The 16778-nt window shown below is 60.7% G+C and carries 15 protein-coding genes; 7 read left to right on the top strand and 8 right to left on the bottom strand.

Features of this window, described 5'->3' with window-relative positions:
- Positions 1-293 precede the first annotated feature (293 nt).
- The gene (locus tag C6Y32_RS12190) at positions 294-1643 is read right to left on the bottom strand and encodes an MATE family efflux transporter (RefSeq protein ID WP_243562735.1); all 1350 of its coding nucleotides are present in this window, start codon (positions 1641-1643) and stop codon (positions 294-296) included.
- Positions 1644-2177: 534 nt separating this feature from the next.
- Here C6Y32_RS12190 and C6Y32_RS12185 point away from each other — a divergent pair.
- Positions 2178-2585 carry a DUF4430 domain-containing protein gene (locus tag C6Y32_RS12185; protein ID WP_164998267.1) on the top strand — a complete coding sequence of 136 codons (408 nt, stop codon included), beginning with the start codon at positions 2178-2180 and terminating at the stop codon, positions 2583-2585.
- A complete protein-coding gene (locus C6Y32_RS12180) occupies positions 2582-3103 on the top strand; it encodes a hypothetical protein (protein WP_243562733.1) in 522 nt (173 codons plus the stop codon). Before C6Y32_RS12185 ends, C6Y32_RS12180 begins: the two co-directional genes overlap by 4 nt.
- 98 nt (positions 3104-3201) lie before the next feature.
- On the opposite strand, the gene C6Y32_RS12175 is transcribed toward C6Y32_RS12180, so the two are convergent.
- Positions 3202-4152, bottom strand: coding sequence for a carbohydrate kinase family protein (locus C6Y32_RS12175; RefSeq protein ID WP_105205538.1), 951 nt, complete (start codon positions 4150-4152; stop codon positions 3202-3204).
- 143 nt (positions 4153-4295) lie between these two features.
- On the opposite strand from C6Y32_RS12175, the gene C6Y32_RS12170 reads away from it, so the two are divergent.
- Positions 4296-4979, top strand: coding sequence for a cyclic nucleotide-binding domain-containing protein (locus tag C6Y32_RS12170; RefSeq protein ID WP_164998266.1), 684 nt, complete (start codon positions 4296-4298; stop codon positions 4977-4979).
- A 35-nt stretch (positions 4980-5014) separates the two neighbouring features.
- On the opposite strand, the gene C6Y32_RS12165 is transcribed toward C6Y32_RS12170, so the two are convergent.
- The 4 genes from C6Y32_RS12165 to C6Y32_RS12150 form a co-directional block, all read right to left on the bottom strand.
- The gene (locus tag C6Y32_RS12165) at positions 5015-5251 is read right to left on the bottom strand and encodes an excinuclease ABC subunit UvrA (protein WP_105205536.1); all 237 of its coding nucleotides are present in this window, start codon (positions 5249-5251) and stop codon (positions 5015-5017) included.
- Between the two features lie 687 nt (positions 5252-5938).
- On the bottom strand, positions 5939-6394 hold the full coding sequence (locus C6Y32_RS12160) for a hypothetical protein (RefSeq protein WP_105205535.1): 456 nt from the start codon (positions 6392-6394) through the stop codon (positions 5939-5941).
- A 271-nt stretch (positions 6395-6665) separates the two neighbouring features.
- The gene (gene groL / locus C6Y32_RS12155) at positions 6666-8294 is read right to left on the bottom strand and encodes a chaperonin GroEL (protein ID WP_105205534.1); all 1629 of its coding nucleotides are present in this window, start codon (positions 8292-8294) and stop codon (positions 6666-6668) included.
- A 105-nt stretch (positions 8295-8399) separates the two neighbouring features.
- Positions 8400-8684 (bottom strand): co-chaperone GroES, encoded by a 285-nt coding sequence (locus tag C6Y32_RS12150; RefSeq protein WP_105205533.1) that lies wholly within the window; start codon positions 8682-8684, stop codon positions 8400-8402.
- A gap of 229 nt (positions 8685-8913) precedes the next feature.
- On the opposite strand from C6Y32_RS12150, the gene C6Y32_RS12145 reads away from it, so the two are divergent.
- Positions 8914-9594, top strand: coding sequence for a manganese catalase family protein (locus C6Y32_RS12145; protein WP_105205532.1), 681 nt, complete (start codon positions 8914-8916; stop codon positions 9592-9594).
- A 67-nt stretch (positions 9595-9661) separates the two neighbouring features.
- Here C6Y32_RS12145 and C6Y32_RS12140 read toward each other — a convergent pair whose 3' ends face one another.
- Both C6Y32_RS12140 and C6Y32_RS12135 read right to left on the bottom strand, forming a co-directional pair.
- Positions 9662-10591, bottom strand: a complete 930-nt coding sequence (locus C6Y32_RS12140; protein ID WP_129589443.1) for a diacylglycerol/lipid kinase family protein — start codon at positions 10589-10591, stop codon at positions 9662-9664.
- A gap of 179 nt (positions 10592-10770) precedes the next feature.
- The gene (locus tag C6Y32_RS12135; RefSeq protein ID WP_105205530.1) at positions 10771-13443 is read right to left on the bottom strand and encodes a calcium-translocating P-type ATPase, PMCA-type; all 2673 of its coding nucleotides are present in this window, start codon (positions 13441-13443) and stop codon (positions 10771-10773) included.
- A 365-nt stretch (positions 13444-13808) separates the two neighbouring features.
- Here C6Y32_RS12135 and C6Y32_RS12130 point away from each other — a divergent pair, with 365 nt between their 5' ends.
- The 3 genes from C6Y32_RS12130 (at position 13809) to C6Y32_RS12120 (ending at position 16613) form a co-directional block, all read left to right on the top strand.
- Positions 13809-14738, top strand: a complete 930-nt coding sequence (locus C6Y32_RS12130; RefSeq protein ID WP_105205529.1) for a nucleoside hydrolase — start codon at positions 13809-13811, stop codon at positions 14736-14738.
- Between the two features lie 43 nt (positions 14739-14781).
- Entirely contained in the window at positions 14782-15756 is a 975-nt protein-coding gene (locus C6Y32_RS12125; protein ID WP_105205528.1) for a nucleoside hydrolase, read from the top strand.
- A 227-nt stretch (positions 15757-15983) separates the two neighbouring features.
- On the top strand, positions 15984-16613 hold the full coding sequence (locus tag C6Y32_RS12120) for a CatA-like O-acetyltransferase (RefSeq protein ID WP_105205527.1): 630 nt from the start codon (positions 15984-15986) through the stop codon (positions 16611-16613).
- The last annotated feature ends 165 nt before the right edge of the window (positions 16614-16778 follow it).

The following is a 16778-nucleotide window of genomic DNA, read 5'->3' as shown; positions in this document are numbered from 1 at the left end:
CAACGTCAAGAAAACTTTATCCACTGTACTTTGTTTTTTGGAGAGAACGCGAATACATGGTCACAAATATCGACGTAGTCACGTGATCGCGACAAAAAAAAGAGCTACCTCGTAGATGTAGCTCTTTTTTATAATAGCCGGTCCAAAACCGCCAGGTTTTGGGTGCGTCAGCACAGCTGGCAGCAGCCAGTTACCGGCGTATTCAAAAAATATCCTGTATGGGGACTTGGCCCCATACAGGAAGCGGTGCTAATGGCGGTAAGCCGCAGAGCGGCTATTTTTTATTATACTTGTCACGACGGTGTGATCTGCCGGCGATATACCAGCCACAGGCCCAGCGCTGCCAATAGCAGCTGCTCGGCGGGGATGGACCACCAGACGCCGGTGAGACCCAGACCCAACAGCCCGGGCAGCAGCAGGCCGGCCAGCAATGCCAGCAGGACTGGCTCGCTGTAGATGAGCAGGTAGGCGCTGCGATTTTGCTGCACGGCATAAAAGTAGGAGGTGCTGACCCGCAACAGGGCCATGGGCAAAAAGCCCAGGCAGAACACCGACAGCACCGACGCCACCTGGGGCGCCAGACCGCCCGACACCCCGAACAGGGCCGGCAGCTGGCGGCGCAGCAAAAATACCGCCAGCGCCCCCAACACCGCCACCAGGCAGGAAAAGCAGTAGGCCATGCCTCTTAAAGACACCACCGAATGGTGATCGCCGGCGCCGCTGCTGCGGCTGATGAGCGGCTGGCAGCCGTCGCCTATCCCCTGCAGGAGCAGCTGCACCACGCAGGCCACATAGCTGACCACGGCGTAACAGGCCACTGCCTCGCTGCCGCCATAATGCAGGGCCGCGCGGTTCATGATGATGACGATATTGGGCGACATGGTGAGCCCAAACGGCGAGAGCCCCACGTGCCCCAGCCGCAGCCACACCGCCCCGGGCTGGGGGCGCACTGCCAGCGCCTTTAGGGCCTTTTTGCGGGCCAGGTGCCACAGGCAGGGCAGCACCGTGACCCCCTGACCGAGAACGGTGGCCACAGCGGCGCCGGTCATGCCCCAGCTATACACCGAGACGAACAGCCAGTCGAGCACGGTGTTGGTGAGAAAGCCGGCGATCATGGCGCCCATGGCCACCCCGGCACCGTTAAAGCAGCGGCAGAGCGGCACCATGCCGGTGGCCAGCAGTTGGAAACTGGCCCCCAGAGCGATGACCCGGATATACTGCTGGGCCAGCGCGAGCATAGACCCGCTGGCGCCGAACATCTGCAGCAGCGGCACTGCCAACAGGCTGGTGAGCGCTGTCACCGCCGCACAGCACACCAGCAGCAGCTGCAGCGCGCCGCCCAGGTATCGGCGCTGGGCAGCGGTATCTTTTTGGCCCATGGCGGTAGAGACCCAGATGGCCCCACCCATGCCCACACCGGTGCCCACCGCCTGGATAAAAGCGGTGATGGGGTAGGCCACATTGATGGCCGCCAGACCGATATCCCCCACATTTTGGCCGATAAAAAGCCCGTCCACGATCGCGTACACCCCGGAAAAGGCAAACGCCAACATGGCCGGTAACACATTTTGAAAAAACAGCCGCCTGGTATCGCGGGACGGCGCTGCCTGCAAGTCGCCGCCCGCAGTGTGGCTGCGGCGCACATCTGCCGGCGCCGGGGCGCTACTGCCTTTTTTGTGGGCAGCTGATGCGCAGCTGTTTATAGACCTATTATTATTTTGCATATACCTCTGTGCCCCGCCCAGCACACGGAGCGCAGTGCTCCTGTCGGCGGGTATCTCCCTCTTTCTTTTAGTCTAATATTGTACCTTTATAGTATATACGGTCTGCCTTATTTTGTCAACTGCCGCTGTGGGAGGCTGATCTGACAGTGCCCGACAGAGCCGCTGTGTTGACACCAAATCGAGCGCTGTGCTACTATAAAACACGGCTGCTGGCCGACTGTAGGCGCTGTGCGGCGGCAGATGGGATTTTCGGGCGAGGACCCGGGCAGTAGGACCCCTTTGCGGCGGCTGCCAAATACCTTTTACCGCAGTTTTTGCCTTTTTGGCTGCCTGCTGCGGTGCTTTTTATGACAGATTCGGCGGGCCATCCCCGAACAGCGGAAATATGCCATGACCCGGGTGCACTGCCGATAAAGCCGATTAACCTGTTTTCGATATTAAAGGGAGGACACTTTGAAACATACGCGCAGACAAAAGCTGATACTGGCCGTGAGCGCCTTTATTTTGTTGGCCGCCTGTGTGGGCGGCTGGCTGCTGTACCGGCGATACGCCCCCCAGGGCCAGACCGGCGACAAACAGATAACGGTGCAGGTGATACAGCTGGACGGCGACCGGGACAGCCACACCTACCGCACCGATGAGGCCTATTTGGGCGCTGTTTTGACCGCCAATCACCTGGTGGCGGGAGAAGAAGGCGCCTACGGCCTGTTTATCACCACTGTGGACGGGGTGGCGGCCGACCAGAGCCGCCAGCAGTGGTGGTGTCTGACCAAAGGCGGGGAGCAGGTGAACACCTCGGCCGACCAGACGCCCATTGCCGACGGCGACACCTTTGAGCTGACCCTGACCGAGGGGTATTGACCGGCCCCCAGCGGCCGCGGCAGGGGCGGCCGAACATACAGATCAAGGCGCTGTGTACGCTGGCATTTGGCGCGGCTATTTTGTTTGCCGCACAGGTGGGGCTATCTTTTTTGCCCAACATTGAGCTGGTGACGCTGCTGGTAGTGCTGTACGTACAGGTGTGGGGCAAGAAAGCGTTTTTTCCCATCTATCTGTTCGTGCTGTTGGAGGGGCTGTTTTTCGGGTTTGGTATCTGGTGGGTGAGCTACCTGTATATTTGGGCTATCCCCGCTTTTTTGGCACTGCTGCTGAGGACCCGGTCACCGGTGTTTTGGGCGCTGATCAACGGGGCGTTTGGCCTGTGTTTTGGGGCGCTTTGTGCTCTGCCCTATCTGGTAGCCGGCGGGCCGGGGGCCGCCTTTGGCTATTTTGTTTCCGGCATCCCCTACGATATCGCCCACTGTGCGGGCAACGCGGTGCTGTGTCTGGTGCTGTACCGCCCCCTGCAGCGCATTCTGGAGCGGGCGGCGCCGCTGTAGGGGGTACAGAGAGTGCGATAAAAAAAGAGATAGGCCGGTACACGGGCAATGAGCGCCGTGTACCGGCCTATCTTTTCTCTCGGCGGTGCTGTTACTGTCTACTCCGGCCGGCGTATATTCAGGTAGCCCGGGCGGCTGATGGCGTCGGCAGCGCAGGCGTTGCCCCAAGCCACGGCCTGCTTTAGAGTACGGCCGTGGTACAGCGCCGCCAAAAAGGCGCCGTCGAAACAGTCGCCGGCCCCCACTTTGTTGCGCACCTGCTGCACCGGCTGCACGGCAAACTGCTCCAGCGTGTCGTTTTGGGCCAGCAGCACCGGACCGGTGCCGTCGCGCACCACTGCGGCGCCGCCGTTTTGGGCCAGTGCCAGCGCGGCGGCAGCCAGCGTTTTTTGACCGGTGACGGTGCACACCTCATCGCTGCCGGAACCAAACACCACATCGCTGAGCTGTATCAGCTCCTCGAAGATGGCCCTCCGCTGGGCGCTATAGCCAAACAGCTCGGCCCGCAAGTTGAGATCGAGCGCCACCTTGGCCCCAGCCTGCCGGCAGGCGCGCACGAACGGCCCCACCTTTTGGGCAAAGCCCCGGTCCTCGCTGCCCACGCCGTTTACAAATACCCAGGACCAGCCGGTGGGGGGAATATCGACCGGCAGATCCCAGCCGGACTGCTGCCCCGGCACCTGCAGCGGTAACATCACCCGCTCACCTTCCTCGTCGAGCACGGTGAGGCAGAGAAAGGTGCCCCCCTGCCGGCCCACGTGGCGGCAGTCTACCCCCCGCTGCTGCATGGCGCGAATGAGAAAATCGCCGTACATATCGCCGCCGATGGTACCCCCCAGCACCACCGGGCAGCCCAGCTGGGCCATGGTGGCCGCTGAGTTGGAGGCCGTGCCGCCCGGCTGCATGGTGGCATAGAGACTGTCGGCCTGACCGGTGCTCTCGCCCCGCTCGACAGCGGCCAAGGCCTGTTTGGCGCGGCCGTAGGGGATGATGACGTCGACGCTGATGTTGCCGATGGATAAGATGCTGCCCGCTGTATTTTCTGTCATTGGATCTATACCTCCCTGTACGCGGTACCGCCGCTATTCTACGCCCCTATTGTACCGCCGGGGCACGGTGCGCTATAATGACATGTGTCGTGATCTTACAAAAATATGCCGCGAGAGCGGCCAGATGGAGATGGGGGATCGCTGTGCAGTGCACCCGAGATCAAAAAGAGATACAGGCCCAGATCGCGCGTATTGGACTGCGCGCCCAGCTGCCGCATATCGACAGCTACCAGCCGGTACTCTGTACCTTTTATAGAGGAGAGGTGGTGTGCGGCCAGCAGCAGCCCCTGCCCTACCTATATATTGTAACTTTGGGCCAGCTGATGGGCAGTATCGCAGCGCCGAGCGGCGGGGCGGTATCGTACCTCTCGTGCGGGCCGGGCGATATGGCCGGCGAACTGGAGCTCATTGGCGGGGGGTGCTGCATGGCCCAGATGCAGGCGACCTGCCGCACCCGCTGTCTGCGCATCGATCTGGGTGTTTACCGCGATACGGTGCGGCAGGACCCGGCGATGCTGCGGCTGATCTGCCAGAATCTGGCCCACAAGTTGGCAGCCACCGCCCAGAGCAGCACCCAGAACTTGCTGTTGCCCCTGCCGCAGCGGCTGGCGGGCAAGCTGCTGGCCGGGCAAAAAGACGGGATATACTGCCAGAACCTGTCGCGGCTGGCGCTGATCATGGGCGTCAGCTACCGGCACCTGCTGCGCTGCCTGAGCCAGATGGTAGAGCGCGGACTGCTGCAGCGGGCGGGGCGGGGGCGCTTTTTGCTGGTAGACCCGGATGCGCTGCGGCGGTTGGCCGACGGGGTGCACAGCCGGCAGCTATGAGCTGTACTGGGTATAAGATCGACAGACTGCGGCACCTACCTGTCTTTTACCGGTTCTACGTACACCTTTTCACCGCAGTGGGGGCAGCGCAGTACTTTGCCCTCGACTGCATTGACCGAAAATACCATCTGCCCCAGCGGCGGTTTCCAGCGGTGGCCGCACTGCGGGCAGACAAAGTGCTCGCGCTGATAAAAGCGCCAGTACCGCCACGCCGCCCACAAAATGGCCAACGCCAATAGCGCGATCGCCGCCCAAAAGAGCTTGTCTTCCACACCTGTCACCTCTGTTGTTTTTATATTCTATTTCAAAGTGCCTTGGCGCCGCCGGCTGCTGTACATCTACCTGCCGCAATTACAGCAGATGGGCGGCAGAGCGGCTATTTTTTATAATAGCCGGTCCTAAATCGCCAAATCTTGGGTGCGTCAGCACAGCTGACGACAGCCAGCTACCGGCGTTTTCAAAAAATATCCTGTATGGGGGCTTGGCTCCACACAGGGAGAGCGGCGCCAGCCGCGGCAAGCCGCAGAGCGGCTATTTTTTATAATAGCCGGTCCAAAATCGCCAGATCTTGGGTGCGTCAGCACAGCTGGCGACAGCCAGCTGCCGGCGTTTTCAAAAAATATCCTGTATGGGGACTTGGCTCCATACAGGGAGAGCGGCGCCAGCCGCGGTAAGCCGCAGAGCGGCTATTTTTTATAATAGTCGGTCCTAAATCGCCAGATCTTGGGTGCGGCAGCACAGCTGGCGGCAGCCAGCTGCCGGCGTTTTTAAAAAATATCCTGTATGGGGGCTTGGCTCCATACAGGGAGGGCGGCGCCAGCCGCGGCAAGCCGCAGAGCGGCTATTTTTTATTGTATTTTTAAAACACAGGTCCTACCGGATAAATCGACCGCCGGTGATCGCTGACACGCATGTTCACCGAAAAACATCGGCAGGCGGCACGACGGCAATTGTCGCCTTTAAAAGATAAAGTTGACGGCACTGGATAGAAGGTGGCTGGCGGTAAAGAGACCGGCAGCTACGAGCGCAGGGGCATTTTTCCGCGCGGCTGCATAGAGCAAAAACGCCAGGCAGGGGGCGATACACAGGTCCAAAATGACCGCTGTGCCGGTAGTGCCTGTGTAGTAGAGCGACCACCCGCCATAGTAGAGCGCCACCAGTGCGGCGATGCCGACCAACAGCGCCCGACGAATCAACTTTGACCCCTCAATATTTTTGATCCCACAGAGAGCCGCCACCATGATGACCTGAAAGACGGCGGCAGCAGTGTCCACCGCCGGTGTGGCCGATGTGTGGCGCAGGATATCGCGGAGGGCCGGGACGACAAACCAGATAAAGTTGGGCGCCATGACTGCCGCGAACAGGAGCAGACCCCCACAGTCAAAACCGATCTTATACGCGCGGGCGTGAAACACGGCTATCTCCCCTATCCATATCTGTCGATCGCCGGCGTTTAGACCGGAGCCGGACTGCCGGACAAGGTTACCACACCGCGGTCCGACTTCTACTTTTATTATAGCTTATAGCGCAGGCAGTGCGCAATTGGCAAAAATGTAGCGGCGGCGCCAGCTGAGGACCGTACTTTGGGACAAAAATATACCGCGTGGGGCATATCTGCTCCACGCGGTACGGCACCGATCCGGTGCGGGGGGCCGCGACTCGATCACGGCTCTTATTTTTTCGGGGTTACATCATGCCGCCCATACCGGGGTTCATGGGCATGGCAGGCTCGTTTTCGTCTTTTTTGTCGGCGACCAGGCTCTCGGTGGTCAGTACCATAGCGGCGACCGAAGCGGCGTTCTGCAGCGCGCTGCGGCTGACGATGGTCGGGTCGACGATGCCGCCCTCGATCATATCCAGGTACTGCTCGTTGTAGGCGTCGAAGCCGTAGCCTACTTTTCTGGAGCGGCGGATCTTATCGATGATGACCGAGCCCTCTAAGCCGGCGTTGGCAGCGATCTGGCGGATGGGCTCCTCCAGCGCTTTGAGCACGATGTTGACGCCGGTCTTCTCGTCGCCGGAGGTGGCGCTCACCAGTTTGGTGACGGCGTTGGTGGCGTTTAAGAAAGCGGTGCCGCCGCCGGCCACGATGCCTTCGGCCACAGCGGCCTTAGCGGCAGACAGGGCGTCTTCGATGCGCAGCTTCTTCTCTTTCATCTCGATCTCGGTGGCAGCGCCCACTTTGATGACCGCTACGCCGCCGGCCAGCTTGCCCAGCCGCTCCTCCAGCCGCTCGCGATCGAAGTCGGAGGTGGAATTGGCGATCTCGTTTCTGATCTGGGCGACCCGGTCTTTGATGGCCTGGCTGTCGCCGGCACCGTCGACGATGATGGTGTTCTCTTTCATCACCTTGACCTGCTTGGCAGTGCCCAGCTGGTCGATGGTGGTCTCTTTTAAGTCGAGACCCAGCTCGTCGCTGATGACCTCGCCGCCGGTGAGGATGGCGATATCGCGCAGCATCTCTTTGCGGCGGTCGCCGAAACCGGGAGCTTTGACGCCCACGCAGTTGAAGGTGCCGCGCAGTTTGTTGACCAGCAGGGTGGTCAGCGCCTCGCCCTCGATGTCCTCGGCGATGATCAGCAGCTTTTTGCCCGACTGTACGATCTGCTCCAGCAGCGGCAGTACATCCTGGATGTTGGAGATCTTTTTGTCGGTGATGAGGATGTAGGGGTCGTCCAGCACGGCCTCCATCTTGTCGGTGTCGGTGACCATGTAGGGGGAGATGTAGCCGCGGTCGAACTGCATGCCCTCGACGACCTCGGAATAGGTGTCGGCGGTCTTGGACTCCTCGATGGTGATAACGCCGTCGGAGGATACCTTCTCCATGGTGTCGGCGATCAGCTGACCCACGAAGTCGTCGCCGGCAGAGATGGAGGCGACACGGGCGATATCGGCCGAGCCGTCTACCTGGCGGGCGTTCTCGACGATGTAGTCGACTGCTGCGTCGACCGCTTTTTGGATACCGCGGCGCACGCCCATGGGATTGGCGCCGGCAGCCACGTTTTTCATTCCCTCACGCACCAGCGCCTGAGCCAGTACGGTAGCGGTGGTGGTGCCGTCACCGGCAGCGTCGTTGGTCTTGGTGGCGACCTCTTTGACCAGCTGGGCGCCCATGTTCTCAAACGGGTCTTCCAGCTCGATCTCCTTGGCGATGGTGACGCCGTCGTTGGTGATCAGCGGGGCACCGTACTTTTTGTCGAGCACGACGTTGCGGCCCTTGGGGCCCAAAGTGACTTTGACGGTATCGGCCAGCTGATCGATACCCGACTGCAGGGCCTGTCTGGCCTCCTCAGCGAATTTGATCTCTTTTGCCATGTGTAAAACCTCCTGTTATGCGGCTGTTGGGCCCGGCGCAGTAGGGCCGGCCCGAATCGTTAAGATGTATGGTGAAAGCGGGGCGGCGCCCCGGAGAGATGGCTGTTACTCGACGACGGCCAGCACGTCAGACTGACGGACCAGTACACATTCCTCGCCGTCTACCTTGACCTCGGTACCGGCATATTTGCTGGCGATGACTTTGTCGCCCACCTTGAGGATCATCTCGACTTCGTTACCATCGACCACGCCGCCGGGACCCACGGCCAGCACCTCGGCTACCTGGGGTTTTTCTTTTGCTGCGCCCGGCAGGATGATGCCGTTAGAAGTGGTCTCTTCGGGCTCGGTCATTTTAATCAGAACACGATCTGCTAAGGGTTTGATTGTCATGGATAATTCCTCCTTTGTGTTTTAGCACTCTGTAACCCCGAGTGCTAATAATCATTTTATACAGTTTTCAGAAAAAATCAAGTAAAAATCAGAGAAAGTCAAAAAAATTAACAATTTATACAAAAATACCCGCATAGCGGCGTTTAGAAAGGTGGCTGGTGGGCAAATTCGCCGCCCGACATATAGATTTTGGGGACCGTGGGCACAATCGAGACATATCCAAATATAAATGAAAGCGTCCACATCGTTCGGACACGAAAAGCTGCACTTTCTCCCGGCACAGGTGGGAAAACTCGATCCCCAGCACGCAGTTCTGCTGCAGGAACAGCGGGGCGGCGATAGCGGTGAACTGAAAACGGCCATGCAGTACATGTCCCAGAGCTTTCGCATCAAGAACTCCGAGATCAAAGACCTATTTTTGGACATCGCAGCCGAGGAGCTGGGCCACATGGAGATGGTGGTGACGACGATCAGCGTGCTCGGCGGCCACGATGTAGACTATGCCGCGGTGGGCGCCGGCGAGATCCAGTCGCACGTGATATTGGGGCTCAACCCGGACCCTATCAACGCCTCGGGCTACTCCTGGACCGGCGACTACGTGACGGTGACCGGCGATCTGTGCGCCGATCTGCTCTCGAATATCGCTTCGGAACAGCGGGACAAGGTGGTATACGAGTACCTGTACCGCCAGATCGAGGACAAAAAGGTGCGCGAGACCATCGATTTTCTACCTGACCGCGAAAAGGCCCACAACGCCATGTTCAGAGAGGCCTTCAACAAGGTGCAGGGTACCGGCTCCAACCGGGATTTTGACAACACCAAGGCGGCGAAGATGTATTTTAGCATGTCGGAGCCATCTCCCCAGAGCGACCTGAGCCAGGTGGCCGGCAAACCGCCCAAATTTGTGTAGAGAGCGGGAACACACAAAAAGGGGCCGTGCGCGCGGCCCTTTACATAACCCGGTGTGCACGCCTATTCTAGCGGACCGGCACCCGCACCCGCAGCGCCCCCGGCAGCACCTGAAAAGTGGCCTCGGTCACCGGGGCGCATTCGCCGTCGATATTGAGCACGAACGGCATTTGCGTGCTGGCGGTGATGGTGCAGCTGCGGGCGCTGTGGGCCTCGACCAGCTGGGCGTATTCTTTTCCCACCTGCCCGTTTTGGATGTGCAGCCCTTTGCGGTAGCTGCCCACCAGCTGCAAAAATTTGAGCCGTCCCACCTTTTTTACCAGCACCAGCTCCAGCTGGCCGTCGGCAAGATCGGCGTGGGGCGCGGCCAAAAAACCGCCGCCGTAACTGCGGCCATTGGCGATGGCCGCCAGTGTACAGCTGCCGGAGAACACCTGCCGGCCGTCGACGGCGCACTGGACCTGCATAGGCATTTTGCGCAGCAGGCGCCACAGTACCGACAGGATGTAGGCCATAGCGCCCCCGACGAAGGGCAGGCGTTTGAACGCCCCCACCTGATAGGCCACATCGGCATCGAACCCGCAGGAACACAGGTTGCAGGCCACCCGGCCATTTACCTGGATGAGGTCGACCAGACGGTCCTCACCGGCCAGCTGGCGGCCCAGATCGCGGGCGGCGTCCAGACTGGTAAAGGCGGCGATAAAGTCGTTGCCGGTACCAAAAGGCAGCCCCCCCCCCGTGAGACACGGGTAGCCAAAAGCGCCGTTCACCACTTCGTTGAGCGTGCCGTCACCGCCGCAGGCAAACACCAGGCAGGGCTCTCCCCGCTGGCCCAGACGGGCGGTGATCTCCTGCGCGTCGCCGGATCGGCGGGGGGTGTACAGCTTGACGGCAGCCGGGGCCAGCCCCCCGCTGGCGGTCATCTGCCGGGTGTGCTCGGGGGCATTTTGCCGGCCCGCGACGGGGTTGATGATAAATGCGGTGTGCATGGTGTGCATGATAAAAAGCTCCCCTCGTTTGCTCTTTTCTATCCTACAGGAGTCGGGGGCGTTTGGCAATATAAAAGAGGTGGGCTCTGTATCCTTTACAGAGGTATCCGCCACAAAGAGCAGAAGAGACGGCAATTTGTGCCGTCTCTTCTGCTCTTTGCAGGGAAGATAGAGGCCCGCAGGAAAGATCAGTTGCGGGCAGACCGGCGGCGGGCGGCGCGGACCAGCAGCTTGCGCAGCATGTCTACCGGCACCACCGTCAGGGCCAGCAGCAAAATGCTCACCAGCTCTTTAAACTGCAGGCCGGCCACCCGAAACATGCTGCCGCCGAAGTAGATGAGCAGCATCTGTATGGCGCACACCGCGGCCATGATGGTGATAAAAGCCGGGTTCTTGCCCAGATGGGCGGTGAGGTTGAGGCGGTGGGTGCGGGCATTAAAGGAGTTGGCAATGCCCGAGAAGATGAACAGGGCAAAAAAGGCGGTGAGGAAGTAGATGGGGTCGGTGGCGAAGCGAAACAGCGGCCGCACCCGCTCCACCTTTAAAAAGGCCACGCACAGGCCGACGGTATAGAGCCCCATCCACAGGATCTGCCCGGCCATAGCGCGGTTCAGGATGGGCTCGTCGCGGCGCTTGGGCGGCTGCTCCATATACTCATCCAGCGGCGGCTCGCCGGCAAAGGCCAGACCGGCCAGCGTATCCATAATGATATTGATCCACAGCATCTGCATCACCGTTACCGGGGTGTCGATACCGATGAACGGCCCGATGATAGACACCCCCACCGCACACAGGTTCATGGTCAGCTGAAAGACGATGAACTTGCGGATGCTCTCGAAAATGGTGCGCCCGTAGAGGATGGCCCGGCCGATAGAGGCGATGTTGTCGTTGAGGATGACGATGTCCCCCGCCTCTTTGGCCACCTCGGTGCCGCTGCCCATGGCAAAGCCCACATCGGCCCGCTTGAGGGCTGGGGCGTCGTTGATGCCGTCGCCGGTCATACCGGCCACCAGCCCGCAGGACTGGGCCAGCTGTACCAGCCGGCTCTTGTCGGTGGGCAGGGCCCGGGCCACCACCCGCAGCCCCGGCAGCCGGCGCTTGACCTCGCTGTCGCTCATGGCCGCCAGCTGGGCGCTGTCGATCACGGCGGTGTCGGCCTCGCTTTTGCCCAGCAGACCGGCCTCGGCGGCGATGGCGGCAGCGGTGTCGCGGTTGTCGCCGGTGATCATGACTACCTGCACCCCGGCCCGCTGTATTTGGCGCACCGCCGTTTTGGCCTCGGGGCGCACCTCATCGCGGATACCCACCAGGCCGATGAGCGTGAGTCCAGACGGCACGCCGCTCTCGTCCACCGGGGCGTCGGAGGTGGCCAGAGCCAGCACCCGCACCGCCCGCCTGGTCATCTCGCCGATGCGCAGACGCAGCGTGCTCTCGCGGCGCAGCGGCTGGGCGGTACCGGCGGCATCGTAGTAGCGGGTGCAGTTTGCCAGCAATTTTTCGGGCGCACCTTTGACGAGATACAGGTTTTTAGGGCCGCTGACCCTACAGGCGGCGTATTTGCGGGCGCTGTCGAACGGCACGACCGCGCTGCGGGTATACCCCTTTTGCGGGCCCTGGGCAGCGATAAAATCCAGCAGCGCCCGATCGGTGGCGTTGCCCCCCAGCGCCCGGCCGCCCGAGAGCTGACTGCCGGTGTTGTAGCCGGCGCACAGCCGCACCAGCTCCCACAGGCCGGTCTGGCCCTGCAGGGCAGCGGCGCTGGTGTACTCCTCGCCGTCGCCGGCCAAAAAGTGCACCACCTCCAGCTGGCCCTTGGTGAGAGTGCCGGTCTTGTCGGTGAAGAGGATGTTGAGACTGCCGGAGGTCTCGATACCCACCAGTTTGCGCACCAGCACGTGGTCACCCAGCATGCGCCGCATATTGGAGGAGAGCACGACGGTGATCATCATGGGCAGCCCCTCGGGCACCGCCACCACCACCACGGTGATGGCCAGCGTGATCGCGTGCAGCAGGTGGGCCACCACCAGATGGGGAGACTGCAGCGTCTGCAAGATCTCGGGCCAGTAGAAGTTATTGTCGAGCACAAAGGCGTTGAACAGATCGGCGGTGGCCACCAGCGCCGCCGCACAGTAGCCCAGCCGGGAGAGGATACCGGCCAGCTTGCCCAGCCGCAGCCGCAGCGGGCTCTCGCGAGTCTCCTCCTGCACCTCGCGGGCCATGTTGCCATAGAAGGTGCTGTCGCCCACGGCGCGGACCTCCATACAGCCCTCGCCAGAGGTGACGATGCTGCCGCGAAACAGCCGCCCCTTATCTAAAAAATCGACCTGCTGCGACCAGGTGTAGCCGCCGGTGACGGGCAGCTTCTCGGCCTCTTTGCTCTCGCCGTTTAGGGCCGACTGATCGACCTGCAGCTTGCCGGTGATCAGCACCCCGTCGGCCGGCAGCCGCTCACCGGCCTGCAGCAACACGATGTCGCCCACCACCACTTCGCCAATGGGCACCTCGACGACCATACCCGCCCGGCGCACCCGGCAGCTGATCTTGGCGGCATCTTGCTGCAGCTTGACGAACGCCGACTCGCTGCCGTACTCGGACAAGGTGGAGACGAAGGTGGCTAAAAAGATGGCGATAGCGATACCCACGGTCTCGTACCAGTCGAAATCTCGGAACAAAAACACCACGTTGATGCACAGCGCCGCCAGTAACACCTTGATGATGGGGTCGCCGAAGCTCTGGATAAATTGGCCGAAAAAGCCTTTGCGGCTCATCTCGGTCAAGGTGTTCCCGCCGTATTTCTGCCGGGACGCAGACACCTGCTGAGGCGTGAGGCCCCGGTTCAGGTAGCTCCTCGATGCGATCATGACTGTCCCTCCATTTTATACCCGGCCTACCGGGCTTCCCTAATTTCTGCACTGTAGGGCTGCGCCCACAGCGTGTCCATACCCCATCTTATGAAAAGGCCACCGCCGGTTATGCCTGCTCGTCCGCATTTGGCGCCGGTCCAGTGATCCGCCAGCGTGTCGGCAGACTGCCCACCTGCTGCCTGCCCGCCAGTGTCTATGCGTTTTACACAGGCGTTTGCTGCTTTTTTCTGTCTTTTATATAATGAAGTCCCAAAAAAACTGTGATATGATAGGGGTATATTGGCAGAGCGAACAGCCGCCTCCCCGCAGAGAGAGCCGGGGCGGCCAGCCGCTTTTTCTGTGTACATTTGGAGGTGCAGTTAATGAACAAGCGACCCGTGATCTTTGACACCGACCCCGGCGTAGACGATTTCTTTGCCTGGATGCTCTTAAACGCGAGCGACCAGTTTGACATCAAGGCGGTGACCACCGTGCCCGGCAACCAGACGCTGGAGGCAGTGACCCGCAACGCCAAAGGCATCTACAAGTTGTTTAACATGCACGGGGTGCGGCTGGCCCAGGGCTCGCCCCGGCACATGATCAAGGCGCTGGATATCCACAGCGGCCACGGCCCCACCGGACTTGGCAACATCACCCTGGACACCACCGGCGTAGAGCTCGACGAGTACCGCGCCTGGGACGTGATCTACCAGGAGGCAGTTAAGGCCGGCGGTGAGCTGGAGCTCATTGCGGTGGGCCCGCTCACCAATTTGGGCATCGCCTTTTTTAAATACCCCGACTTAAAGGGGATGATCAAACAGATCACGGTGATGGGCGGCACCACCGAAGAGGGCAACATGTCCCCATTTGGCGAGGCCAACATCTATCACGACCCCCACGCGGCCAAGATCGTATTTGACACCGGCATCCCCATCGTGATGGTGGGTCTCAATGCGCTGGCCCCCTGCGCCATGACCAAAGAGGATATGCTCAAGCTGATGCCCGAGTGTCTGGACAGCGACGTGCGCGCGGTGTGCACTGATCTGGTGGAATTTCGCGGCGGGTACCCCTTCTGCGACGCGGTGACGGTGGCGGCCATTATGGATGACCGCTTTGCCGAGTGGGCCGAGTACGGCGTGGAGATCGAGACCCGCTCCCCGCTGACCTGGGGTGCTACCATCTGCGACAAAAACGGCTCCTACCGCTATTTTGGCGACGGCGACGAGCGGCCCAAGGTAAAGGTGGCCATCACCTCCGACCGGGTGCTGTTCTTCGAGATGTTCAGAGAGATGTTTACCCACTACTGCGGCTAGGCCCGTCCGGCCCCACTGCGGGCACTGAAAGGAGTAAAGTTTTATGCGCAAGATACCGCTCATTATCGATACCGACCCCGGCCATGACGACGCCTTTGCCATTATGTTGGCGCTCTCGAGCGACAAGCTGGACGTAAAGGCCATCACCACCGTGTGCGGCAACTCCACGGTGGAAAACACCACCCAAAATGCCCTGAACATTCTAACCCTGCTGGGCCGCACCGACATACCGGTGGCCAAAGGTATCGGCAAGCCCATGCTGCAGCCGCTGGACCGCAGCGGCGGCATCAAGGTACACGGCGAATCGGGTCTTGACGGCCCGGTGTTTGGCCCGCCGGCCTGCCAGCCGGTAGAGATGCACGCAGTGGATCTGATGGCCAAGATCGTGCGGGAGAGCGAAGAGAAAGTGACGCTGGCGCCGCTGGGCCCGCTGTGTAACATCGCCGCCTTTATTTTGTGCTACCCCGAGCTGATCCAGAAGATCGAGCGCATCTCCATCATGGGCGGGTCGGTATTTTCGGGCAACGTGACCCCCAGCGCCGAATACAACATCTTTGTAGACCCCGAGAGCGCCCAGGTGGTGTTTTCCAGCGGGATACCGGTGATCATGCACTCCATCGGCTCGACCGGTTCGGCCCGGGTGAGTGATGACGACATTCAGGTATGGCGCGAGCTGGGCACCAATGCCGGCAACTTTGCCGGTGAACTGATGGATTTTTACAAGCTGAGCTCGAAAGATCGGGGCTTTAGCAGCTACAATATCTGTGACGCCCATGCGGTGGCCTACTTGATCGATCCCTCTATCTACGAGACTTTCCACACCTATGTGGAGGTGGATCTGGTGGGGCAGTTTACCCGCGGGCAGACGGTGGCCGATATGCGCACCAACGAGGGCTCGATCTCCCGCTACTATCAGACCCAACACAAAGAGTTTGTGAAAAACTGCTACGTAGTCACCAAAGTGGACCGACAGGCCTATGTGGACCTGCTCACCGACGCCCTGAAAAAGCTGGGCTAACAGCTCGGCTGCCGGCGTGTGCAGGCCCAAAAGAGCGCGGTACAGGCAGGGCGTTTAATCGTCTATATCGACGCCGGCGCCGCATGGGCACCGCCGGAAAGACGCCGATCGGCGACAGACCACAAAGACAAGAGAGAGCCGCGGCAGCGGGCAGAATACCCGGCCGCGGCTCTTTGCCGCGATGAGGCGGCAGACCTCACAGAAAAACAGGAAAGGCAGGACATGTTATGCGTGAATTGGACTTGGCGAGCTGGCCCTTTCAGGAACACTACCGCTTTTTTCGGCAGATGGACTTTCAGATGTTTCACATCTGCGTCAACATCGATGTGACCCACTTTTTGCGGTACACCAAAGAGCGGGGCCTCCCCTTCTACCCCGCTATGATCTACGCGGCCATGCGGGGCACCGACGAGATCGAGGAGTTTCGCTACCGCACCCGGGGTCCGGACCGGGTCATCGTCCACGACTACCTGCATCCCGGCTTTACCGATGTTGCCGGCGAGGGCGGGCTTTTTAAGATGGTCCGCTCGGTGGGCCATCACGGCCTGAGCATGGAGCAGTTTTGCCGCCGGGCCAAAGAGGCCTCGGCCAGCCAACAGCAGATGCTGCCCCGGGAACCGGAGCCGGACGACATGATATTCATCACCTGCCTGCCCTGGATCTCGTTTACCGATCTGGGGCATACCATCTCGCTGGACCCCGAGAGCTGCGTACCGCAGGTATCGTGGGGCAAATATTTTGTGCAGAACGGGCGCACGCTGCTGCCCTTTTCGGTCCAGGTGAGTCACGCGCTGATGGCCGGGTACCATGTGGCCAGGTACATCGACTGGGTGCAGCAGTACATTGACAGCTTGTAACGGGCCTGTGCGGCAGCGCGGCCCTACATACCAAACGGTATAAAGCGGGCAGGCCCGGCAGATCGATCTGCCGGGCCTGCCCGCCTGTGGTTTATGGGAATAGACGGCACTGCCGTCTCGTTTTATGTTTGGCCTGTTTTTTAGAAGGACTGCCACTGGGCGCCC

It is taken from the genome of Neobittarella massiliensis (ex Bilen et al. 2018) (assembly GCF_900289145.1).
In the GTDB taxonomy this organism is placed as follows: Bacteria; Bacillota; Clostridia; order Oscillospirales; family Ruminococcaceae; genus Neobittarella; species Neobittarella massiliensis.
Note: the sequence above shows the minus strand (reverse complement) of the source record. Positions and strands in the feature narration are given on the sequence as shown.